Source organism: Paenibacillus sonchi (genome assembly GCF_016772475.1).
Taxonomy (GTDB): Bacteria; Bacillota; Bacilli; order Paenibacillales; family Paenibacillaceae; genus Paenibacillus_AQ; species Paenibacillus_AQ sonchi.
Genome location: NZ_CP068596.1, coordinates 65,683 through 91,626 on the forward strand (window position 1 = coordinate 65,683; position 25,944 = coordinate 91,626).

6 protein-coding genes and 3 pseudogenes are annotated in these 25,944 nt (G+C 51.1%); 8 read left to right on the plus strand and 1 reads right to left on the minus strand.

The genetic code is table 11. The features are described 5' to 3' along the window. The first annotated feature begins 18 nt into the window (after nt 1-18). Together JI735_RS33960 and JI735_RS33965 are read left to right on the plus strand one after the other, a co-directional pair. Nucleotides 19-1,755 carry a hypothetical protein gene (locus JI735_RS33960; protein ID WP_202677772.1) on the plus strand — a complete coding sequence of 579 codons (1,737 nt, stop codon included), beginning with the start codon at nt 19-21 and terminating at the stop codon, nt 1,753-1,755. After that, entirely contained in the window at nt 1,725-3,902 is a 2,178-nt protein-coding gene (locus JI735_RS33965) for a glycoside hydrolase family 78 protein (protein ID WP_202677773.1), read from the plus strand. The genes JI735_RS33960 and JI735_RS33965 overlap by 31 nt, the downstream gene beginning before the upstream one ends. A gap of 410 nt (nt 3,903-4,312) precedes the next feature. On the opposite strand, the pseudogene JI735_RS33970 reads toward JI735_RS33965, so the two are convergent. Beyond that, nucleotides 4,313-4,441, minus strand: a pseudogene (locus JI735_RS33970) (S-adenosylmethionine synthetase N-terminal domain-containing protein); the annotation flags it as partial. A 438-nt stretch (nt 4,442-4,879) separates the two neighbouring features. On the opposite strand from JI735_RS33970, the gene fabD reads away from it, so the two are divergent. The 6 genes and pseudogenes from fabD to JI735_RS36705 all read left to right on the plus strand — a co-directional run. Then, on the plus strand, nt 4,880-7,174 hold the full coding sequence (gene fabD, locus JI735_RS33975) for an ACP S-malonyltransferase (protein ID WP_039835537.1): 2,295 nt from the start codon (nt 4,880-4,882) through the stop codon (nt 7,172-7,174). Between the two features lie 18 nt (nt 7,175-7,192). Beyond that, nucleotides 7,193-7,861: a class I SAM-dependent methyltransferase gene (locus JI735_RS33980; protein WP_245236162.1), complete on the plus strand. Its 669-nt coding sequence runs from the start codon at nt 7,193-7,195 to the stop codon at nt 7,859-7,861. Between the two features lie 144 nt (nt 7,862-8,005). Then, complete coding sequence (locus JI735_RS33985) at nt 8,006-9,064, plus strand: zinc-dependent alcohol dehydrogenase (RefSeq protein ID WP_233476569.1); 1,059 nt, start codon at nt 8,006-8,008, stop codon at nt 9,062-9,064. Between the two features lie 838 nt (nt 9,065-9,902). Further along, nucleotides 9,903-23,797 (plus strand): annotated as a pseudogene (locus JI735_RS33990) (SDR family NAD(P)-dependent oxidoreductase). Further along, nucleotides 23,763-25,304 carry a condensation domain-containing protein gene (locus JI735_RS34000; RefSeq protein WP_202677776.1) on the plus strand — a complete coding sequence of 514 codons (1,542 nt, stop codon included), beginning with the start codon at nt 23,763-23,765 and terminating at the stop codon, nt 25,302-25,304. Before JI735_RS33990 ends, JI735_RS34000 begins: the two are co-directional and overlap by 35 nt. Next, nucleotides 25,280-25,933: pseudogene (locus JI735_RS36705) on the plus strand (AMP-binding protein); the annotation flags it as partial. The gene JI735_RS34000 and the pseudogene JI735_RS36705, both read left to right, overlap by 25 nt. Nucleotides 25,934-25,944 lie beyond the last annotated feature (11 nt).

Genomic DNA, 25,944 nt, shown 5'->3' on the forward strand with positions numbered 1-25,944 from the left:
TGGAGGAAGGAAAGGCATATGAAACGTTTGTTGAAAGAAAGCATCATACTATTTCTTTGTTTTGCTTTACTGCTCCCTTTCTTGCCACGACCAGCATTAGAGGTGGTAGGGTTAGGAACAGTCGCGCAGGCCGCAGAGGACGATATCATTTATTATCGGGATATCACCTTTGAAGCCGGGCAGGGGGGGCATGGGAATCAGGATGATGCGATCACTTTAGATTTCCCAGCCCTCAAGATTATCAATCTTAAATACAATAAAATCACTAAAAGATTGACCTATGATATTGCGCCTGTGGCCAACCTCCGGGTCCATTTGAATAGTAGTTATGGTACAGAACGAATTATGACCAAGATGTGCTCTTCTATTTATACCAAAAAGGGGTATGAATACGAAAAAATGGATCAGTATGGGGAAGATCAGTCCTGGTTTTGTCGTGAAAACCCATCCTCTTACTACTATGATCGTTATTGGCCAGCGGATTTCGGAAACTTGTTCAGCTTCGTCCCTTATGAGGAACGGTATAAACCTTATGTCGATTTTGATTTATCTAACATAAGAGAGAAGATGAAGGTAACAGCACCGAACGTATACTTTCAAGGTTCTAACGACATTGAAGAACAAGACATACGTCCAGGATTAGCTGGCGATCCGGAATTGTTCAGAATTAGAATAGTTGTTCATACAGATTTTCTTGGAGGGGATCCTTACGGTGTCGGCTATACACCAGCTTACTATACTCCATATATGACAAGGACGGCTGAACTCATACCGAATCATCCACCCTCTTTATCCGTGGGTACACCTAATGGAATAACGTTAGTCAATGCTCCCAATTTGAGCGGAGTCAATATTGAGGGATATGTCAGTGATCCGGATAACGAAGATGTAACGGTAACCGCCGAAATCCCCAATGTCTTCTACAAGAAGACCGTTGTACCTCAAGCCAGGTTATCGAAAAATTTCAGTATCCCGATAGACGCGATTCAAGACTCTTTGCCGCCAGGGTCCTATAACATGATAATCACCGCGTCAGATCCATCGGGAATGAAACAAACTGCGAATCTAAATATAAACGTTAAACAACAAATACGAAATAATACCTATATCCTTATCAACACACCATTTGAATCAAAAACCAAATTTTTTGATTCTGAGGGAGATCCATTGCATTCCACACGTTTTAGGTATGACCACAATCCGTATTTCTTTGATAACTCAATGGGTATCATTGGTGACTCCGGTTTGTGGAGAACATCTGAATACACATCATTTCCATTCAGTGGTGTATATACGGCTGTCTTCCAGTCCCGTGATAACCCGAAAAATGATGACCGATTTGATATTTACCGAAAATGGAGCCGGGACAATTTATCCTCCATGACCTTTCATGTGCACCGTAAACCAGTAGCTTTATTTGCAGCTAAATTGGTCGGAGGGACCCTACAGATCACAGACAGCAGTTATGACCTTGATCATATCACAGCCGCTAACAAGGGGCTTATCGATTGGCAATGGCAGTACAAGAAAACAGAGTCTGGGGTATGGATGGATGGAGCGCCCCCTGCCAACCTTCCGACAAACGATCAATATGACATTCGGTTACGAGTGCGCGATATGGATGGAGAAAATAACCTAGGGGTTTGGAGTGACTGGTGCCCAAGAACGGTTGGAGCAGGTATTAATCTCCCCCAGTTGCACTGTTTACGGTGGAGCCGAGCATCGTGTCTTACCGGAAGGCAACGACGATTATAGACAAATCCTTTGATCCGGATAATGACCCGCTGGATGTTTATAATTGGACCGTAATTAAGGATGGCTGGCAGCAGGTATGGAGTCATTGGGGCGGTGCTACTACGCCGCCGAACATCGCCGCATACGGAGTCGGGACCTATCAGCTCACCTTGAAGGTCCATGATAACCGGGGGCTTTGGTCGGAACCATACAGCCAAACCGTACAGGTGATTAATCATCCTCCGGCAGCTGCTTTTAGCATGCCAACGGAAGTGTACCGGGATACGGTCATTATCATGGAGAATATGACACCGGATCCAGACGAAGACGGCGATGTATTAAGCTACGCTTGGAACGCAAGAATCAATAACAGTCCATATTATTATTCTGGAGGCAACCGAAACCAGGTCATGACCATCCGGGATCTGATCGCACGCAGCGGCATTACACAGCAGCAAGCCATATCAGATGGCTGGGAAATGCGCCTGACCGCTTCAGACGGAACACTTTCCTCTAATGCAACCAGAAATTTTACTGTTTTGAACCATGTTCCGACAGCAGCCATTAACGGGCCTGCAACGGTGTATCAATTTGACACAAAACAGTACACATCGTCTGATAATGATGGAGATCCATCCGATATGGCCAGTCTTCAATATTTTTGGAAGGTGACGGATAGTGACGGGGCCACCAAATTATACAAGACTCCTAGCATCGAGGTCAGTTTCCCGAATTCAGGTATTTACACCCTGGAGCATTGGGCCGTGGACCAGATCGGGGCCAAGTCGAACATCGACACCCTAAAGGTCAACGTACTGAAGAACCTGGCACCATCAATGACGATAACATCCCCTGCTGGCACATCGGAGAACCCTTCCGTGCTGGATGCAGAGAAGCAAGGAGACCCGTTGGTCGAGTGGGCATACTCCGATCCGGAGAATGACCCACAGGAAAAGTACCGCCTGGAGTTTTTTACAAAGGAAGGTATCTTGGAAAAAAGTGTGGAGAACGCAGATAATACCGGCTTGATCCGCCAGTACCAAGTTCCTAACCCAACGTTTAATCGCTTCGAATATTTTACTGTACTGGGCCGGGCATATTCTAAAGGCTCCTGGTCAGAGATTTCGAATGAAAAAATGTTCATCATCGACAATCCGCCGAAGCCAGGGTTTAGTTTATTGACGGATACAGGAAAGGATGCCACAAAGGTACCGATCTATCGGACGGATGTTCTTAACATCAAAAGCACGGCTACGGATCTGGACGAGCCGAAGGGAGACACCATTAGCCATAAGTATTATTTGAAGCCGGCTAGTGGAACAGAAGGACTCGCCAGCACCCAGGGCGATTTCACGAAGAAATTTGCTTCCAATGGAATTTTTACGTATCGTCAGGTCGTGACGGATTCGCTGGGACTCTTCCGTGAGATTACACATAGCCTCACGGTTGTAAACCGGCTCCCGAAAGTGAATATCACGTATCCGACTAGCGATAACCAGGCCAAGCCCACCATCGTCAGCACGCTTACACCGATCATCAAGTGGGATTACCAGGATGATGACGGCGACCTGCAGCAGCGCTATAAAGTGCGCATTATCAACTTGGCCACAGGCGCGGTAAAGGTGCAGTCAGGTGAACAGGTTTCAAGTGCTAGGCAGTGGCAGGTGCCCGCTGGAGCGCTTGCAGAGTATGAGAAGTATGCGGTAGAGGTTGAGGCTTTCGACGGCTTTGACTGGAGCGCGATTTCTCCGCGGAAATATTTTATGGTCAATCTGTTAACGGTAAAGGGCGGAGTCAAGCACACCGAGGAATGGAACGCTAACCGCCAAGCCTATAATCTGAAGCAAAGCGGAGATCCGGAAAGTCCACGCGCTTATAACGTGTATTGGGCAGGAGAAGCCTTCGTGCTGCAGGCAAAGACAACCGGTCTTCCAGACACGGTTCAGGTGACGATGCCGGGCGGGTATTCGACGCAGCTCACCCCGGCTGATAGTGACAAGCTCATTTGGGATGGCCAACTCACTGATCCTTCTTTTGAAAAATTACCAAATGGGCCGGTTACGTTCACCTTCACGGCAACAAATGAGTATCAGTCGAAGGTAGATACGGTAACAGTAGTCATTTCTGAAGATTGGACGGAGTACTTCCGTAGTCATAGAATAAAGTAAGAGTGAAGGGACCCATGAAATTGTGGGTTCTTTTTTTTGAGTACCTCGTTTAACGATAGAAGTAATCAAGTAAATTTATTAAGAAAGCCGTTGAATGTACAATAAGAGTTATCGAAGAAAATTATTCAGAAAATAAAGAGGTAGGAGCAATAGACTGGTAATGATGATCCTTCAAGGTTTTGGAGCTGGTGAATCATCTTCCTTTGAGAAATAATCAGTTTTTGAAGTAACGAGGAACGTTAGTTGAATAACAGCGGCAGTCTAAGACTTTATTTATCAAATCTTGTTCTGCCGCTGCTTCTTTTAATGAATCAGTCTAAAACTTATTTTTCAAACTAAATAATCTTCAATTCAAAACCCCCATTAAATCAACGCCTCCAGTCTAATACTATATTTTCACCGAAAAACCACCTTGCGTTCGGGTCCTGCATCAGAATGGCATCGAGTATGGCATCTGAAATTTGATTGCACATCTTGTCTGGGTGGCCTTCAGTCACGGGCTCCGACCTAAATAAATGACGGTCTTCAAAACAAATCATTCCTTTCGATAAAAATGACTAATTTTGGAATTAAAGAAATAAATTGTAACATAATGTTTGCCGAAATACTATATATGTCACAATTTATATAAAAATGTATATTGAATTATTAAATGGACGAAATTATTATTGATATTAATAGATCAAATGTATGTAAACATATCAATAATTTGTATTTCTTAACGTATCATATCGAGCCAATCGCTGCTTCGGCACGTTGGTAAGGATGATGCGACATAGCTATATCTATCCGTAGTGTGTTGCACACAGCAGACGAAAGGGGGGACCTATGCTTTTGTCTGCTGTAATGTTTATATAAATGAATGAGAGCATTGATGGAATAGGACCTGCGCAGCAGGTCCTATTTGTCATTGGCATCAGACATAGTCTTGCGATGGCCAGCAGCTTTAATTTCGAGAATATGAGGAGGATACAATGATGAAAGCATTCGTGTTTCCCGGTCAAGGTTCTCAGCATTCCGGTATGGGGGAGACATTATTCGATGAATTTCCCGGGTTAACGGTCCAGGCTGACCGTATACTTGGCTATTCTATCAAACAGTTATGTCTAGAGGACCCTCAGAACAAACTGGGTCAGACCGCGTACACCCAGCCGGCTTTGTATGTCGTCAATGCATTGAGTTACATGAAGAGGGTGCGGGAAATGGGGACGACACCCGATTTTGTGGCAGGGCATAGCTTAGGCGAGTTTAACGCTCTCTTGGCGTCTGGGGTATTTGATTTTGAAACTGGACTGCTCCTGGTCCAGAAACGGGGAGAGCTGATGAACCGTGTTTCCGGAGGAGGAATGGCTGCAGTATTGGGCTTAGAGGCAGGGAAGGTGCGGCAAGTTCTGTCGGAGAATGGGCTGGGCGGAATCGATATCGCTAATCTCAACATGCCCACGCAGATTGTTGTTTCGGGCCTCAAACAGGCCATTGAACAGGCGATGCCGTTTCTGGAGACGGCGGGAGCCCGGATGGTTGTGCCTCTGAATGTGAGCGGTGCGTTTCATTCCAGGTATATGGAGGAAGCACGGCAGCAGTTCAGCTCATATTTGGACCGCTTCGAATTCAAACGGTTTACTATTCCGGTTATATCAAACGTGCATGCCAGGCCTTACCGTCAAGTAGATATCAAGCGCAATCTTGCCGATCAGATTACGCATACCGTTAATTGGACGGACAGTATCCGGTATATGCGGACAATGGGAGTGGAGGATTTTGAGGAGATCGGCCCGGGCCGGGTTCTGACGAAGCTGGTGGACCAGATTAGGATGGAAGAACCTCTCCTGGATATTTTGCCAGAGAATGATCTAGACGATAGCCGGCCAGAGCCGGACGGACGGGAGAAGGCTGGCGGTGCACCCGCAATTCCGGGAATAACCGCTGCTGACTTGGGTGATGCAGGATTTATAAGAGACTACCGGCTTAAAGCGGCCTATTATGCCGGCGGCATGCATCATGGAATATCCTCTGTGGAGATGACGGCACGGCTCAGCAAAGCGGGCTATATGGGGTTTCTGGGTACGAAAGGCCTCGGCATCCCGCAGATTGCTGATATGATTCAGTCCCTGCAACTGAAATTGAACGGAAAGTATACATACGGGGTGAATGTGGTTCATGATCCCTTCGATTTGAAGAAGGAAGAAGCCATTGTTGATCTGCTCTTACATAACAGGGTGAAGGTGCTAGAGGCTGCCTCTTTTATAGGCATAACAAGATCGTTGGTGCTTTACCGGGCGGCCGGGCTTAGCAGGAAAACGGACGGCAGCATTACAGCAGGTAACAAATTGATCGCCAAAGTATCGAGGCCTGAGGTGGCGGACGCCTTTATGAGCCCAGCTCCCGAGCCGCTGCTGCAAAAGCTGACTCAGGATAACAGCATAACCGGAGAGCAGGCGGATCAGTTGCGAAACATGCCTATGGCGGATGATATTTGTGTATTGGCCGATTCGGGAGGACCGACCGATCATGGATCTGCCTGGGTACTATTGCCCGTTATCCGGAAGCTAAGGGACGAGTTGATGAGTAAATACGGCTATGCCAGAAGGATAAGGGTCGGCTCCGGAGGAGGAATCGGTGTTCCTGAAGCTTCGGCGGCGGCTTTTATGATGGGGGCGGACTTCGTCATGACCGGTTCCATCAACCAGTGCACCGTGGAAGCGGAGACAAGCGATGCCGTAAAAGATCTGCTTCAACGCATGAATGTGCAGGATGTGACTTCGGTTCCGCAGGGGGATCTGTTTCATATTGGTGCACAGGCCCAGGTGTTGAAGAGAGGCTTGTTCTTCCCGGCAAGAGCCAACAAGCTATATGAGTTGTACCGTCTGTATGATTCGTTAGAGGATATGGACAACAAGGACAAGAGCATGGTCCAAGAGCGTTACTTCAAACGAAGCTTCGAAGAAATCTACCATGAGCTAAAGCTGTCATGCACGAATGAGGAGCTGATGAAGGCCGAACGTGATCCGAAATATAAGATGGCGCTCGTATTCAAATGGTACTTCGACCGTTCCGACCGGCTGGCCCGCAGCGGAAGCAGTGAGAACAAGGTGGATTACCAGATTTATTGCGGACCTGCGATGGGGGCCTTCAACAGGTGGGTGAAAGATACGGACCTGGAAGATTGGCGAAGGAGGCACGTGGATCAAATCGCTGACAAACTGATGAAGGCAACAGCTGACTGGATGAATGAACATGTTAGGAGATTGGGCGGTTCTGTTCAGAATTAGCAATTTGTGGAGGAATTAATGATGGGAAAGCGTGCGTTAAACCTGACAGACGAGCTGTATGAATACCTACTTCAGGTATCGCTGCGGGAGCCGGAGCCTGCCAGAAAGCTGCGCGAGGAGACAAACCGTATGCTGTTGTCCGCCATGCAAAGTCCGCCTGAAGAAAGCCAGTTTATCGCCTTGCTGGTCAAATTAATCGGTGCTAAGCGGATTCTGGAGATCGGCACTTTTACCGGCTATACAACACTACTGATGGCGATGGCGATACCTTCGGATGGGCGTATTATAGCCTGCGACATCGACGACAAGTGGACAAAGATGGGGTACCGCTATTGGGAAGAAGAGGGGGTAGCCCACAAAATTGAACTTCGTCTGGCACCTGCTCTAGACACGTTGGATGATCTGCTATCCAGAGACTACGCAAACTTTTTTGATTTTATATTCATTGATGCGGATAAGGAAAACTACACAGGTTATTATGAGCGAGCCATCCGATTAGTTCGTCCTGGCGGATTGATCGGTGTTGACAATGTTTTGTGGGGCGGCAGCGTCATTAATGAATGGAACCAGGGACCAGACGTAAGGGAGATACGCAGCATCAACAAGCAGATTCATCTGGATGACAGGGTTACTGTGAGCATGCTCCCGGTTGGGGACGGTTTGACCCTGGCCATCCGCAATAAGTAACACACACTATACGAGGAAAGAGTGATTCATATGCTTGAAACTAGGACCCTTCTTGTACGGGCTGACAAAAATCCAGTTCCGGGAGTAGACAACCCGTTGCCTAACCAAATCTATCAGAATGTGCGCGTATGTTTGGAGAATAGGGTGTTGTCCAGGTTGGAGCCAGATGAAATCCGGTTGCAGATGCATTATGTCGGAATATGCGGGACGGATCTGCATCTGACCACGAATAATCCGGAAACCGGGTATATCCGCTGTACGTCTCCCCTTGAAATACCTGAAGAAGGAAGAGTTATCGGACACGAAGGCGTTGGCCAAATAATCGAAGTCGGGGCGAATGTCAAGCATCTTAAGCCCGGCATGTTCGTGGCGCTTGAGTCTATCATCGTCTGTCATGTATGCGAGGTGTGCAAGCGAGGCAAGTTCAACCAATGTAAACATGCGAAACTGTTGGGACTGGAGAAGGACGGCTTGTTCGGAACTGTAGTTGATGTGCAGGCATCTATTGCGCACAACATAACGGACTATATAAAAGATGAACGAGATCTCATGGCCGCAGCCAATATTGAGCCGGCAGGGGTCGCCTATGTGGCATGCGAGAATGCTGCATTGAAGGCAGGTGAGGCAGTCGTTATTTTCGGTGCAGGCCCGATCGGTTTATTAACCGCCATGTTAAGCAAGCAGGTATTCGGAGCTGCAGAGGTGCACATCATCGAACCGATCGAATTTCGGCGGAATTTTGCAAAAAAGTGGGCGGACCGTGTGTATACGCCGGAGGAATTTTTGTCGATTCCCCCTGACAAAATCGATGTCGTATTTGAATCCTCCGCTATTGTGGAGAATGTTACTCGGATATTTAGGCATATCAGCGAAAACGGGCGAGTTGTCTTGCTTGGACGCAAGGGAATTCCCCTGGAAATCACGGGTGTGGATCACATGATAACGAATGAAATCAAAATTATTGGATCACGTGGACATTTATGCGGTGCGTTCAGCCACATCTTGGCTCTGCAAAAAGCAGGGCGGATTCATCTCGAGGATATTGTTACCAAAGTGGTAGACGATTTAAACGATATCAAGGATATGCTGGAGCATCATGAAAAAGTGGAGAACGAGAACTGTAAAGTTCTGATTGATATGCAGAAGCAGATGATGTGCATGTCAACCTCCTCTGCTACCGGCGGGAGAATTAGGGACTTGTAAGGAGGAGCAGACGATGGATTTGGCAATAGCGGAAATGTTGATTTTTAGCAGGTCGCATTTTTTCCGGAAAGGCTGTCATTACGAATACCATACTTCATTTGATAGTCAGCCCCACTTGCATCCTGTCAATATGGAGAAGCAATCGGCTGTTATTACAGCAAATCAGACGACTCTGGCTGAATTTTTGGATTCCCTGAAGCTGGCTTCTACGGAGCTGTCCCATACATGGATCATTAAACAAGGAACAGGGAAGCAGACGTTGCAAGAAGTGCAACGGTTGTTTGCCCAGAATGTACCGCAAGTCTTCCATCTTCTCCAAGGTGAGCAGCAGCGGCAGGCATATGAATGGGAGCTTATCCGCCTCTTCAAGCTGTCCGAAGAGCAATGGGGGGCAGTCCGTTCGTTCAGTGAAGAAATGGGAGTTAAGCCTCAAGTTGTAATGGCAGCCGTGTTCATAACATTGTTCGCCAGGTACCCGGATTATGAAATGAAAGCAGGCGTAAGGGGAATCGGCAAAAGAGGCAGAAGCATAACCTGGTTTGACTGCTCCAATGCGGAAGGAAGGACGCTTCGGACATTGGTCGGGCAAGTCAAGGATGCGCTTCCCCAGGAGAAAGAGTCCTCCTCCTACCAACTGCTGTTGCAGATTCCGAATCTCCCACTGGAGAACAAGGAGGCGGCTTCGCCGGACGCGGTGGTCTCATTCCGGGAGGAAGGGGAGAGTTGCGTCGGAGGGATTAAATACTCGCCGATATTATGGGATTCTATTTCCGTCGAGCTGATGCTCCGGCAGTTCGCCAACTTCCTCACCAATCTTTTGCAGGAACCGGATACGGTCATGGATCAAGTGCCTTTGATCAACCGGGAAGAAGAGTCCTTTCTGCTGGATTGGGCCGGTTGTGACGAAGAGATATCGTTTGATCAGCCGCTTTATGACCGTTTTGCACGTTCAGCTTCCCTAGGCGGTGATGCCATTGCCGTCATTCATGAAAGCGGCACCGGTGAAACCGATGAGTTGTCCTTCCGTGAGCTGTCCGCTGCGGTTGACAGACTCGCATTGCGGATCAGCTGTCTGCGCATCGACCCCGCTTCGGCCATCGGGGTATACGGCGAAAGATCCATCAACACGATCGTTTCGATCCTGGCTATATTTAAACTAGGACTTACATATGTTCCCTTGGACGGAAGTTATCCAGAGACACAAATTCATTATATGATTCAGGATGCAGGCCTTGCTTTAATTCTGGACACGGATTCCCGAGAATCCTTCATCGGCAACGGACATGTTCCGGTACTCCGCCTGGACGGCTCAGACCCCGTCCCTGGCGGAATCGCTGAGGATGGCGGAATGCAGCCGGAAACGATATATGATTCCGGAGAAGCTTCACTCATTCTCTATACATCAGGATCGACAGGTAATCCTAAAGGGGTCAGACACAGGCAACTGCAGTTAATCAATTATTTCAACCACATGTGGACAAGATACCCGTTTCAACAGGGAGACCGGACCTGTCAACGGACCAGCATGAACTTTATGCCGTCCATGTGGGAATTTCTTGGAGCACTTCTACAGGGTGTTCCAACCGTTATTCTGTCCGATACGGTTGTAAAGGACCCGTCAAAGATTATACAGGCACTTGACAAAAATAAGGTCAGCTGTTGCACGATGCTTCCCTCCATGCTTCGCCGGATGTTTGAATCGTCCGAGGATTTGACAGTCCTTAAGCAGGTTCGGATGTGGATGACGGTCGGAGAACCGTTCACCCTGGATTTGTTCAAGCAGTTTATGAAGCACTTCCCGGATTCTTTGCTCGTAGCTGATTACGGCGCGACAGAGGTAAACGGAATAATGCAATTTTCAACGGCAGACTGTGATCTTGCGGAAGGTCGGATGGCATGGTTCAGACCGATTACTAATGTCAAGGCTTTTATTCTGGATTCCCATATGCGTTTGTGTCCCGTTGGAGTGCCCGGGGAGCTGCACATCGGCGGTGTTTCGTTGGCTGTAGAGTATGTGAACAGGCAGGAGGAGACAGCAGCCAAGTTTATCAAGAACCCATTCCGCGGCAGGGAGGGAGAGCGGTTATACAAGATGGGAGACATGGCCCGTTATTTGCCGGATGGAACTATCCAGCTACTTGGCAGACAGGACCACCAGGTAAAGATTCGCGGGATCCGCATTGAGCTGTCTGCCGTTGAGAAGGCGCTGTCCGGAGATGAGCGGATACAGGAATGTGCTGTTGTCGCCAAGGAGAGTAGCAACGGGACTAAACGGCTGGTGGCCTTCATTGCCTTAAAGCCGCATGCCGTTTATTCGGACGGCGAGATAAGGGAGGATCTGGGTGCAAGATTGCCAGGATTTATGGTTCCTTCCTCCTTCATATTCCTGAAGGAAATGCCACGGACCCCCAATGGCAAGCTGGATCGTCAAAAACTGATTAAGGCTGATACCGGCGCTCTTGTCCGTGAGCTAGAAGAAGCGGCAGGCAAGGATGTAAGCGATGTTATTCCGCCGGTAGAATCTTCTGCTGAAATTGATAATGATTCTATCAGGGATGAGCTGCTGCGGATTGCGACAGAAATACTAGGAGGTAGCCCGGGCGAAATCAAGGCGCATCATAAATATTACGAAGTCGGTTTTGATTCAATGACCATAGTCGATTTCATGAACCGGATCAAAGCCCTGTTTGAGGTCAAGTTGGAAGTTACCGATTTTTACGATCATCCCAGCATTAAGGACTTGGTTCTGTTCCTGGCCCGGAAAGGTGCCCGTCCTATTGCTCCAGAAATAACGGAGACGGTTACTAATGTCGTGGTGCCGGGCAATGCCTCAATGAAAGCCTGCTCGTCTGACGAAGCAGCAACGGACCATCCGGCCAAGCCAGCTGACGATGCCCCGGCGGACTGTCAGCTGGCCGGCAGAAAGATAGCTGTAATCGGTTTGTCCTGCAGATTCCCGGGCGCCCGGAATGCCGAAGAGTATTGGAGCAATCTGGCCAAAGGCGTCTGCTCTGTAACGGAAATTCCCACAGGAAGATGGGAGATGGGATCATTTTATGATCCGGACCTGAAGAAGCCGTTCCGTTCTGCCAGCAAATGGGGCGGATTTATGCAGGGCATCGACCAGTTCGATCCAGAATTTTTCCGGATTTCTCCTAGGGAAAGTGAAATGATGGATCCCCAGCACCGATTGATTCTCGAGGAGTGCTGGAAGGCGATGGAGGATGCAGGCTATCAGGATAAGGAACTTAGCGACAGAGCAGTCGGTGTATACATTGGAGGGAGGCCGGGAGATTATATCCAGTTGATCCACGACCAAAACCTTCCTCATGATCCTTACACGACCATGGGCAATGACAATGCCATTTTGTCCGCCCGGATCTCGTATTATCTCAATCTGAAGGGTCCTTGCATAACGGTGGATACAGCCTGCTCTTCTTCGCTTACCGCCATCCATCTGGCTTGCTCCGACATTGCGGCAGGCGAGTCTGAGATGGCCTTTGCGGGAGGCGTGTCCGTAATGTCGTCTCCGTCGCTATATTACCAGTCCTCCAGTATGGGGATGTTCTCCGCTGATGGGCAATGCAAGGCATTCGATAATGAGGCCAACGGGATGGTGCCCGGCGAAGGCGTGGGAATCGTCATCCTGAAAAGCCTAGACCGGGCTTTGGAGGACGGGGACCACATCTACGGGGTAATTGTCGCATCCGGAATCAATCAGGACGGTAAAACGAATGGAATAACCGCTCCGAGTGCTGCCTCACAGCAGCAGTTAATCCAGAATCTGTATACTAAGCACCGGCTCGATCCTAACCGGATTTCGTATATCGAAGCCCACGGAACTGGCACCAAGCTGGGGGACCCGATCGAGATCAAGGCGTTAACAGAAGCATTCAGCGGCTGGACGGACCAGAAGGGGTACTGTGCGGTCGGTTCTGTAAAAACGAATATCGGTCATACGATTGCTTGCTCCGGGGTAGCCGGGCTAATCAAGGTCCTGCTGGCAATGAAGCACAGAAAGCTTCCCCCATCCTTGCACTTCAAAAATGCCAATGAGCATATTGATTTCGCTGACAGCCCCTTCTATGTCAACACGGTGCTTAGGGATTGGGAGGCACAGGAGCCGCGAATGGCTGCTGTCAGTTCATTCGGCATCAGCGGAACCAACGCACATCTGGTTGTTGAAGAAGTGCCTGATGTCCCCCGTGGTGGCAGTGATTCACTTCCGTATCATATCGTACCGCTCTCTGCCAAAACCAAACGGGCGCTGATGGCCAAAGCAGGCGATTTGGCCGTTTGGCTTGATAATGAAGGGAGCGGCTATACTCTCGACGAGATCGGTTATACGCTGCAGGCGGGCCGGAGTGTGTTTGATTGCCGGGCTGTATTCGTGGTGGCGGGCCACCACGATCTGAAGCGCAAGCTGGAAGCTTTTCTGAGCGGGGAGGCCCTGCCGAACATTTACAGCAATCTTCATCGTCAAGCCCCGGCAGAAGAGACCGGTCGGCATCAGCAGGACAAGCTCTTGAGAAGATTCGGCAAGGCCGATCTTGAGCGGGATGAGTCGAGGAATATCGCCGGTCAGATCGCAGCCTGGTTTATTCAGGGACATGACATCGACTGGACCCTGATTCCGCGTGGAAGCCGTCCTCGCCGTATTCCCATGCCGGTCTACCCATTCGAACGGCAGAGGTATTGGATCGCGGGGGCGGCGGATTACCGCCCACAGGTGCAGCTTGAAGAGAAGTCGGCCGACACTCAAAGAAGTCTTCACCCTTACTTAGGGGAAAATTTCTCTACACTGAAGGAGCAGCGGTTCAGAACCATCTTTCATCTGGAGGATGCCGAAATACAGGAGCATGTCATCCATGGAGCGGCTGTGCTTCCGGCAGCCGTGATGATGGAGATGGCAAGAGCAGCCGGGGAATTCGCTTGTGAGCATAAGATTCGTGCAATCTCTTCTATTGTATGGAAGAGGGAGATTCGCTTCACCGAGGATGCTAAGAGTGTGGCGATTCATCTCTCAGAGCGGGAACATGCCGTCCATTTTGCGATAATGGATCAGACTGGCGACGGCCCTCAGACTGTATGCCAAGGCCAGCTGGAGCTGGACGCCGTTCCCCGTTCAGCCGTCGCAGGGATCGAGGTAGCCACTTCAATACTGGCTAGATGTACCCGTTCAAGAACGGCTAGCGAGCTATACTCATCCTTCGCTGAGAAGGGGATACAGTATGGCGCCGGCTATCAAGTGGTGAAGACACTTGCGTACAACGAGAATGAACTGCTGGCCCGGCTTGAGCTGCCGGACGGGCAAGTAACTGGAGAAGCCCCGTATGAGCTGCTGCCCCACATGCTGGACGGTGCAATGCATGCAATTGGCGGCTTTGACGAACTATTTGAGGCGGATCAATCGTACGTGCCGTTTATGCTGGGGCGTCTGGAACTTTACCGTCCTTTAGGCAAACTTTGCCTCACCCATATCCGTCTCCACCACTCCAATGAATCAGGGCACGGAATCATTAAAGCTGATATTAACGTATTTGATGAGCAGAATGCATTATATCTGCGCCTGAGCGATTTTGTAATCAAAGCGATAAAAAAACAGGGCAACCCCGTTGTCAATACAACGCCGGAACCGGAAGTGCTTTTTTTGGCTGACCGGTGGAAGAGCAAAGAGCTGCTGCCGTCCGCCGCTGAAATCCCGAAGAACATACTGGTTTTTGGCAGCGATGAACGTCGGTTCCCTGCCGATGCTCTCACGGATCAGCGGATCATCATTGTCAAGCAGGGAACCTCCTGGAGACAGGGGGCGGATAATATGTATGAAGTGGGCTGCGAATATGCGGATTACACCAAACTCTTGGACGTTTTATTCGATCGCGGCTTCCGGCCTGACGGCATCCTGCATTTATGGACGCTGGATACTAGCATGTACCGTGACCCCTCCGTTCATATGGAAGCAGGAGTATATTCACTGTATCTGTTAACCAAGGCGTTTATGCATGGACCTTACAGCTCAGAGACGATAAACCTGGTCTATGCATACTCCGGCGAGAAAAATGATGCTTATCCCCACTACGCGGGAGTCAATGCCTTCCTCCGAACTGCAGCGGTTGAGAATCCGCGGTTCCGCACCACAAGTGTCATGCTGGAGCCTGATATGCTGCGGAAGGACTGGGCGGCCTGCTGCGCCAGGCTGCGAAATGAATTATATGATGTGCCCGGAGATTCGGAAGTGATGTATTCGGGGTCCGGGCGGAGCGTTAAGGTCATGGAATCCGTTGAGCTGCCGCAAGTGCCGGAAGCCGAGCTGGTCTACCGTGGAACATACGTGATTACGGGTGGTCTAGGTTGCATTGGATACCAATTGGCCTGCCGTATGCTGGCTGATCCCGGCTGCCGGGTCATCATCGTCGGGCGTTCCGAACTGGATGGAACACGAAAGCAAAGGCTGCAGCAATTGCAGGCACTCGCAGGTGAAGCTCATTACATCCAAGGGGATGTTGCCAGCTATAGGGAGGCCAGAAGTGCCTTGCAGGAATGCAGGAAGCGTTTTGGCTCCATTCAGGGAGTGGTTCATTGTGCAGGCGTAATTAGCGATGCTTTACTGTTCCATAAGGAGCGCCATGATTTCGATGCGGTCCTGCAATCCAAGGTATGGGGCACTCTGAACCTAGATGAGTTGACAGCTTCCGATGATCTTGATTTCTTTGTCTTGTTCTCATCCATATCATCTGTGTTCGGCAATGCCGGCCAAAGCGATTATGCTTATGCCAATCGTTTTATGGACGAATTTGCAGTGGTAAGGGATCAGAAGCATCTCAACGGCTTAAGATCCGGCAAAAGCTTGTCGGTTAATTGGCCTTTGTGGGCAGACGGAGGCATGCAGCTGTCCGGGGAACATAAGAAGAAGCTCCAGATGGAGTTTGGCATGACCGAGCTCGGCAGCCGCGAGGGAATAGCCAGCTTTGAAAAGGCGCTGCTGTCCCCGTATCTGTCCCTTTCCGTTCTAGCCGGTGATAAAGAGCTTCTGCTGCATCGGGTAGTCAGTCGGCGGTCCCTTCAACTTGGGGAACTTGAGACGCTGATGCAGCCGTATGTAACTGCTTCGGTCAAGCCGCAAGGTCGAGTATCGGGAATTCTTGATCGGGAGTCACCCGCGAAAGTGCTGGAAGATGACGATGCTAAGCGCAAGCGGGTGGAAGAACTGCTGGCAGGCCTTATATCAGCCGAGACCCGTTTGCCAGCCGGGAAGGTGCAGTCGCAGCGCAGCTTGGATGAATACGGCTTGAATTCACTAATGATTATGAATATGACAGGTGAGCTGATAAGTCAATTCGGAGCACTGCCTCAGACGTTATTCTTCGAGCACCGCAATCTGGAAGAGCTGGCGGCATATATAGTGAAGGCATACCCGGATCAAGTAGCGAAGCTGTTCGGAGGGCCGGCGGACGTCACCGCTATGGAACCGGAGCAGGAGACAGGCGGACGCTCTCTTCCGGAGGGCGAAGCCGCAGGAGAGCCGCCGGTCAAGGAACCGAACGATTCCTCCCTTCCTTCTGCCAGGAGGGAGGAGGACGGCGATAAGGATGAACGGATCGCTATCATAGGGATTAGCGGACGTTATCCTATGGCCCGGACCCTGGAAGACTATTGGAACAATCTGAAGTCTGGCAGGGATTGTATTGTCGAGATCCCGGCGGACCGTTGGGACTTGCTCTCTTTCTTCGATCCAAACAAGGAAGCGAAGGGGAAGAGTTATACCAAATGGGGTGGTTTTCTGGACGGTATAGATGAGTTCGACCCGCTTTTTTTCAATATATCGCCCAAGGAAGCGGAGCTGATGGACCCGCAGGAAAGACTGTTTTTGGAATGTGCATGGGAAACGCTGGAGGATTCGGGTTATACCCGCAAAAGACTGGAAAAGGCGACGGTAGGCGTTTACGTTGGAGCGATGTGGAGCCAGTACCAGCTGTACGGAGCTGCAGGGGACGAGCGGGAGAAGCCGACTTCAAGCTTCTCCTCCATTGCCAACCGGGTTTCGTACGTAATGAATTTTACAGGTCCGAGCATGGCGATAGATACCATGTGTTCCTCTTCGTTGACAGCAATCAAGCTTGCCTGCGACAGTCTTATTCGCGGGGAAACGGATTATGCGCTTGCTGGCGGAGTAAACGTGGCGTCGCATCCCAACAAATATATATTGGTCAGCCAAGGCAAATTCGGCTCCACGGACGGTAAATGTCGCAGCTTCGGCGAAGGCGGAGACGGGTATGTGCCGGGTGAAGGCGTAGGAGCCGTGTTGTTGAAGCCGCTGGATAAAGCCGTCCGGGACGGAGATTCCATTTATGGTGTAATTGCGGGTACGTCTCTTAACCATGGAGGCAAAACCAACGGATACACGGTTCCGAGTCCGGTATCCCAAGCGAAGCTGCTGAAGCAGGCTTTTCATGAATCGGGGATTGACCCGCGTACGATCAGTTATCTCGAGGCCCACGGCACCGGAACGGCTTTGGGTGATCCTATTGAAATTGAGGGTATTAACAGGGCGTTTGAATCCTTTACGGAGGATAAGGAATTTTGCGCCATAGGCTCAGTGAAGTCGAATGTGGGGCATCTTGAATCGGCAGCCGGGATCGCGGCACTGACGAAGGTATTGCTGCAAATGCGCGAGCGGATGCTTGTACCGTCACTGCACTCTGATCAGTTAAATCCAAGAATCGATTTCCCCAGTTCTCCTGTCCGCGTCCAGCGCGTATTAAGCGAATGGAGCCAGCCTGTCCGCATGATGAACGGGAGACAAGAGACGTATCCCCGTCGGGCGGGAATCAGCTCCTTTGGGGCAGGCGGCTCCAACGCGTTTCTTGTCGTAGAGGAGTATGTGGAGAGGAAATCGTCCCCAAGTAAAGCAGCAAACCGAAATAGGCAGCCTGCTTCCATAGCAGTGCTCTCAGCCAGGACAAGGGAACGGCTGTATGTGTATGCAGGCCAAATGAAGGCATTTGTGAACAGCCGGCGATTGCAGGAAGGAGCGGTAGCGGAAAGGAAGGAAGCGGCTCCAGTGGAATCGCTTCTGTCGTATATTGAAGCGGTGACCGGAGTCGGAAGGGAGCAATTGGACACAGGGGACCAGCTCGGGAATTTATTAGGCACTGCAGCTGACATTATGCACTTCGTGTCCGGGATTAACCAGAAGTTCGGGGTTGAGCTGAACCTACATGAAATAGCGGGCGGCCTGACAATCGGTGGCCTGGATAGCCTCATTGCTGCTGCCCGAATAATGCGCGGAGAGGCGGTGGAACCGGCCATTCTGCAGACGCTCCCGATCGATACCGGCGCTGCCGGTTACTCGTTGCAGGATCTGGTCTATACTCTGCAGACCGGCCGTGAGCACTTCGAAGAGCGCCTGGCAATCGTCTGCGAGGATTATCATGAGCTGAGCTATCTGCTGGACGTTTATCTTCAAGACGGCAAAGCTCCGGGGCTATACTCCGGATGTGCATCGGATAAGACGGCGCACGGGCAGGTTCCCGCACTTGACCCGGATCATGATACTGTCCATTTAACGGATAGGAGTCGTCTGAATGAAATGGCCAGAAGATGGACGGAAGGCTCTGACATTCCATGGAAGACGCTGTATTCGGATCAGAAGCACCGTCCGGTTAAACTTCCGACCTATCCCTTCAGCAGAGAACGTTACTGGATAGAGACCGGCTGCGCACTTCCGGCGTCGCCGAGTGCAGAAGCTGTCGGTTCACTGCGGCCGTTTATTGATGCGAATGTATCCACCTTTGAAGGACTATCCTATACCAAGCTATTCAGCAAGGAGAGTGTCCTGATTAAGGATCATGTGGTGCAGGGAGATGTTCTTGTTCCGGGCGCGGCCATGATCGAGATGGTCAGGTCGGCCGGCTCGCTTGCGAATCCGGGGAAATCCGTTACAGAGCTGAAGCATGCAATGTGGTTCTCTCCCCTTGATGTAACAGCTGGCAGCAAACAGGCAACCATCAGGTTAACCCCGGCGGGTGACCAAGCTGAGTTTGCCATTGTTACCGATGTCCAGGGAGAGCAGACGGTCCACTTTAAAGGCGTTCTGGCATATGGGAGTGTTGCCGCTCTTGACAGTCCGCTCGACCTATCAATGATACGCGAGCGGTGCCGGTCGGTAATCTCTCCTGACGACCTGTATTCCCGCTTCTATGAACGGGGGTTTCAATACGGGCCCAGCTATCAGGTTATGGCGGAGCTGTACCACAATGATGTTGAAGCACTGGGACTTATCCGATTGCCGTCCAGAAGCCTGCAGAATGAAGGCAACGGGTTCCATCCGGCCATATGGGATGGGGCTATGCAATCGGTGGCCGCCTTGGCAGGGGAAGAGCCGGCTGAACAAGCAGGTCTGCCGTTTGCCATTAAGGAGATTGAAATATACGGCGATATGCCGACTGCGTGCTGGGTGCATACCGTAGAGGGTAACGAAGGGTATGCCATTACAATTTGCTGCATGTCAGGGAACCGGTTGGCCCGGATTAATGGCTTCCGCTTAACTGGAACATCTGGCCCCAAGAATGGGGCCGAAGGAAAGGGGCTCATATACGTCCAGGAGCAATGGAAGCCGGTTGAACTGGCAATTCATATGCGAACCATGGAACAGAGCCTGCTAGTCTTTGATGACGATAATGCAAGGTTTGAGCATATAAGGGATGAGCTGGCCCAAGCATACCCTACGATTCTGAGGGTACGAACGGGAGCCGAATTCCGTAGAACGGAATTCGGCTTTGAGCTTAATCCGGATGAGCCAGGCGGATATCACGGGCTCTTCGAGTCTCTTCGGGAGTTCAGCCCCCATGACTTCCATATCATTTGGTTATGGACCTGGACGAACACTGATGAGGATTCAGCCAGCTATGAGGTGGATAACGTACACTCATCGGCACTGCGCCTGCTCTACTTTACCAGAGCAATAGCCGGTGTAGATAGGCATGGGCAAACGAAGATTCTGTTTGTATACGCAGGACACCGTCCGGAATGGGAGAGCTCCTGCGCAGCCGCTTTTGCCAAAAGTGTCTGCCTGGAGAGTAAGCAGGAGGTCTACAGAACAGTCCGGGTGGATGATAAGCTGCAGGCAGCAGAGCTGGCTCAGCTGCTGTACAGGGAAGTAAATGCTATTCAACAATCATTTGCGGAGATCGCGTACACTGGCGGTAAACGGATGATGCGGGTGCTGGAGGAAGCGGATGCCGGGCTTCAACTAAATTCCGGTTCATCTAACTGCAGCCTTGTACAGAAACGGCCAGTATATGTGATTACCGGAGGAGCTGGTGGACTGGGCCTGGTCTTCGCCAGGTATTTGGCGGCAGCCCGCCCTTGCATTCTTGTGCTGGCCGGAAGGTCAGAGCTGAATGCGGACAGGCTTGCGGTGCTGGGACAGCTTGGAGGGACAGTCGAGATCTCCTATATGAGATGCGATTTATCGGACTCTGCGGATACGCACAGACTCTTCCAGAACATCAGGCAGCGGCATGGAGCCATTCACGGAGTCATCCACGCAGCAGGTGTGGCACGGGATTCGTTGGTCAAAAGGAAGTCCGGAGAAGAGTTGCAGTCTGTTCTTGCGGCTAAGGTAAACGGAATCTTCCATGTGGACGAAGCTACCAAGGACGAACCCCTTGAATTTTTTGTAGCCTTTTCCTCTATAGCGGCGGTAGCGGGAAGCCGAGGGCAGGCCGACTATGCTTTTGCCAACCGTTATATGGATGAGTACATGGAGCGCAGGCATCAGCTAACGGGCATGGGTCGGCGCTCCGGCGTTTCGTTATCCGTTAACTGGCCTCTCTGGTTGGAAGGAGGCATGATGATGCCTGCCGCTATAAGTTCCAAGATGGAAGAGGAGACTGGCCTGACGGCACTGCAGACAGACCAGGGCGTGATGGCGTTTGAAGCAATGCTTGGTTTCGGTTATCCTCGGCTGACGGTGGCGGCAGGCCGGCTGGACAAGATGAGAGAGTGGCTGTTCCGTCCGCTGGATATATCGGAGGCCGCAGCCTCTGGATCGGATATGGTTGCACCTTCCGATCAGCCCTGTGCGGAGGGAGATCCGACTCCGGAGCAGGCTTCTGCATTTGTAAAACAAATGATCTCCCGGACAACAAAGGTAGCGGTAGAACGAATCCGCGATACTGACACGTTTGACCGGTATGGGATGGATTCCGTCATGCTCATGAGTATGGGGCGTGATCTGGAAGCTGTCATCGGTGCAGATGGCCAAACCGTATTCGTCGAATACAATACAGTGCGGGAGGTAAGCGGATATTTGCTGCACCGCCACCGGGATCGGTTGGCAGTATATTTCCAGAAGGATTCTGCCGATGCTGCGGTCCCGGCTCCTTCGGTCCAGCCGAAGCAGGCGCGGCCGGGTGCCAAGGAGGTCGCTGTAATCGGGTTAAGCGGGAAGTACCCAGAGGCGGAGACCATCAGTGCATTCTGGGCCAACCTGAGTGAAGGGAAGGATTGTATCCGGGAAGTGCCTACGGAACGATGGAATGCGGATTTGTACATGAATGCTCCTGAAGACAAGGAGCACATGCGCATTAATGGCAAGTGGGGGGATTTATAAAAGATGTGGACCGGTTTGATCCGCTCTTTTTTAACATATCGCCCAAGGAAGCGGTCAGCATTGATCCGCAGGAACGGATCATGCTTGAGACGGTGTGGCATGCGCTGGAGGATAGCGGCTACTCAAGAACCAGACTGAACCGCTTGGAGAAAGAGGGCCGGCGGGTAGGTGTATTCATCGGTGTCATGTCGCAGCCGTATCCATGGGTTGCCAAGGATAAACATGCCGCTGGCGTTCTTTCCGGTGCTTCCTATTGGTCGATCGCCAATCGAATTTCATATTATCTTGGCATCCAAGGACCTAGTATGGCAGTGGATACCGCCTGCTCATCCTCGCTTGCGGCGCTGCATCTGGCAGTCAACAGTTTGCGGCTGGGAGAATGCTCTATGGCCATCGTCGGAGGTGTGAACCTGAGTCTGCATCCTTACAAATATATAGGCTTGTCCCAGGCCAAACTGTTGGGAAGCCACAGTAGGAGTCTTAGCATGGGTGATGGAGACGGTTATCTACCGGGCGAAGGGGCCGGTGTCGTCATATTGAAGTTGGCCGAATCGGCGGAAGCGGACCGGGATCGAATTCTCTGCAGGATCAAGGGCAGCGCCGTTAACCATAGCGGCAGAACCGGTGCCTATAAGGTTCCTTCCCGGGAAGCACAGGCAGAGCTTATCCGCCTGGCGTTGGCCGATGCAGAAGCAGACCCCGCCACTATCGGTTATGTTGAAACGGCAACGAACGGGTCGGCAGTGGGAGACGCCATCGAGTTGGATGCGTTAAAGCTTGTCTTTCAAGACTGCAACCCGGACAGCCATGTGTGCGCCATCGGATCAGTCAAATCCAATATCGGTCATCTGGAGGCCGCTTCCGGGATGTCGCAATTGACCAAGGTCATTCTGCAAATGGTACACCGCAAGCTCGTTCCTTCGCTTCATGCGGAACGTTTGAACCCGCGCATCGACCTAACAGGCACCGTCCTGCGTATTCAACGGGAAGCGGCCGATTGGAGGCGATTCCGGCAACGCAGCGGCGATGGCTCCACCCCGGAGTTGCCGCTGCGGGCAGTTATCCATGCTGTCGGTGCAGGCGGTACCAATGCGGCTCTCGTAGTAGAAGAGCATCTTCCCGGTCTGGAGCAAGAGCTAACGCAGGAGCTGGGAGAAGCGGGTCCCTTCCTCTTGCTATTGTCGGCCCGAAATAAGGAGCGTCTGGCCTTGGTGACTCGAAATATGCTGGAGTTTTTGACAAGCAGTGATTCGGTTTCGATGAGGAACTTTGCCTACTCCCTGGCTCTGAGGGAGCCGATGGAAGAAAGGCTTGCCCTTGTTGTGCCCGGTAAGCAGGCTGCCGTTGATGCGCTGCAGAGGGTGCTGGGCGGAAGCTTAAGCGGGAAAGAAGTATTTGTGGGGAGCGTAGACGATACAGGTTTCCAAGCGAAGTATACAGCAACGGATGGGACCAAGGAAAGGTTATCCGTCTTAGCGGAGCGTTGGGTGCATGGCACCTTTCTGGTACTTGACGGTTTGTATCCACCGGAGCAATGCTCCATGCTGTCGCTGCCAGGTTATCCCTTCGAACATGAAAGCTATTGGGTAGCCAGCGATTTATCTGCAGAGCAAACGCTGGAGGAACCGATGGTGGTTGCACCGGACCGGGAGGTTACCCATGAAATCAGGACCTATCTGACGGAGCTGATTGCGGATTTGCTTGATTTGAAGGCAGTGCAGATTAAGCCCGGCCGGGGTTTTGATAAATACGGTATGGATTCTCTGACCGCTAGCCGTATGGTGAAGTCCATCCGGCAATTCTGCGGCATAACGGTTTCCCTGCCAGATTTATTCGAGCACTACTCTATCGAGCGGCTTAGCAGTTTTTTAATTCAGTGCGGTGCCTCCGAGACATGGAAGTTGCCTGAGAAACCATTCTCAAAGAAGGATGATACAGGGGTGGAACCGGAACGTGAAGCATCCTTCGACTACTACCTGGACAACTTGATTTTATCGAGTATGGAAGATAACAAGCTTCAATTGGATGAAGCACTGGCCTTGAAGGATTTCATTAAGTCTTTTGTTGAAAGCGGTGAAACGAATGATCGAAAGAGAGATATATCAAAAGTTTGCTGACGGTCAGTTGTCACGGGAGGAAGCCCTCAAGCTGATATCCAGAAACCACCATCATAGACCTTCACGGACGGTGCTGTCGGCAGGACAGAAAGGAATGTGGGCCGAGCATATGCTATCGCCCGGCAACTGGGCATATCATACTCCCGGTGCCTTTAAGGTATCAGCTGGATTTGACCTGAAGTTTCTCCATAAGGCGCTAGAGTATATGCTGTCGTTTCATCCGTCCCTCCAAACGGTACTGGTCCGGGAGGAAGGAGAGTTTTTCCCGTACCAGTTGACGGGAGGATCAGTGGTTCTGGAGATCAACCGGTCCTCTGCGGTCGGATTGACTGAAGATGAGGTCAACAGTCTGCTCTGGGATGAGATTAAACGGCCCTTTGATTTGGAAGCGGGACCGCTCTTTCGCACATGCCTTTATGAAGTGTCGGAGGATTATGCAATATTGCTGTTCACGTTCCACCACATCATTCTCGACGGCCTTTCTTCACAGCTGTTTCTGAGCGACTTGCAGGCCTGCTATTCCTCATTCAGCCAGGGGAGAACACCGGTACTTCAGGAACGCCGCGCTGATTTCACCGACTATGTTCATTACGAACAGCGTTATCTCCAAAGCGATAAGGCCGTCAGAGACCGCAGCTTTTGGTTGGAACGGCTGGCCCAGCCTGTACCCGCTTTGGAGCTGCCCATGACCGGTATCTGCTCAGCCCCTTCCCAGGAAGGGGCGTCTTTTTCATTTTCGGTTTCAGGCGGGCTGGTTGCCGCCTTAAAGTCCGTACGCATGTCCAGACCGGTGACGCTTTTCTCTATAATGATGGCGGCGTATCAGCTGGTTCTTTCCCGATTTGGCAATCAAAGCGACATTTCCATCGGGACGCCTGTGGCCGGCAGACCGGAAGGAAGATTTGATAATGTAATCGGTAATTTCATGAACATGATTGTGATTAGGAATGACATTGATCCAGGCGATACGCTGCTCGCGTTAATTGAGAAGGTTCACCGGACGGTGCTAGTATCCCTTGAGCACAGCCAGTATCCGTATTACACATTGGCCCGGGAGCTTAATGAACGGCGTCCGTCCGGGGAACGTTTTTTGTTTCAGGCGGCGTTTTATTTTCAGAACGGAATTCAGGCAGCGGAGGATGATATCTTCCTGGGTTGTCTACACCATATCCATCAGCTTGGGGAATTCGACTTAACGCTGGAAGTAATCGAGAAACCGGATGGGTGTTTGCTCCATCTAAAATATAATCCCGGTTTGTATACACCCGATACAGTGGCGGCAATTGCCAGCCACTATATCCGTGCCCTCGAAGCAATAGCAGCGCAAGGAGATACGCAACTCTCCGGGGTTACGCTACTGTCCGAGGAAGAACGCCAGTTGTTGCTTTACGGCTTGAACGATACTAAGACGGATTATCCCCGCGGGCTAACCTTTGTAGATCTGTTCTGTGAACAGGTCAAGCGCTCCCCCATACTGAAGCGGTGCGCTTCCGGGAGGAAAGCCTGACCTATCTGGAGCTGTTCAGGCGTGCCAAGACGCTCGCTTTCCATCTGCAGGCTAACGGAGTCGCGAAGGGGAACTTTGTGGGCATTTACCTAAATCGTTCCCTGGATCTTCTTGCGGCCTTGATTGGCGTGCAGATGGCTGGCGGCGTATACATTCCTCTGGACCCACTATATCCAAGGGAACGCTTGGCCGATATGTTCGGGGAGAGTGCATTATCATATGTGCTGACGCATTCGTCCCTCCGGTCCGGCTTGCCACAATTTGACGGTGCGGTGTTGTGCGTTGATGGAGCTGATGTGGGGCAGTCTGTCTGTCCGAAGGAACTGGAGATTATTGCCCCTTTGGTCCCCTTACAGCCTGAGGACCCGGTATATCTCATATTTACATCCGGTTCCACCGGCAAGCCCAAAGGAATTATGGTGAGCCAGGTTGGATTGACCAACTTTCTGTGCTCTATGGCCGGGCAACCCGGTTGTACGCAGGATGATAGGCTGCTTGCCGTAACCACGGTCTGCTTCGATATTGCGGGACTGGAATTGTATTTGCCGCTTATTGTTGGTGCCCAATTGGAAATAGCTCCGGAGGACATCCAGAAAGATGGCATCCTCCTGCTGGACAAGCTGTCGGAAGGCAGAATCAC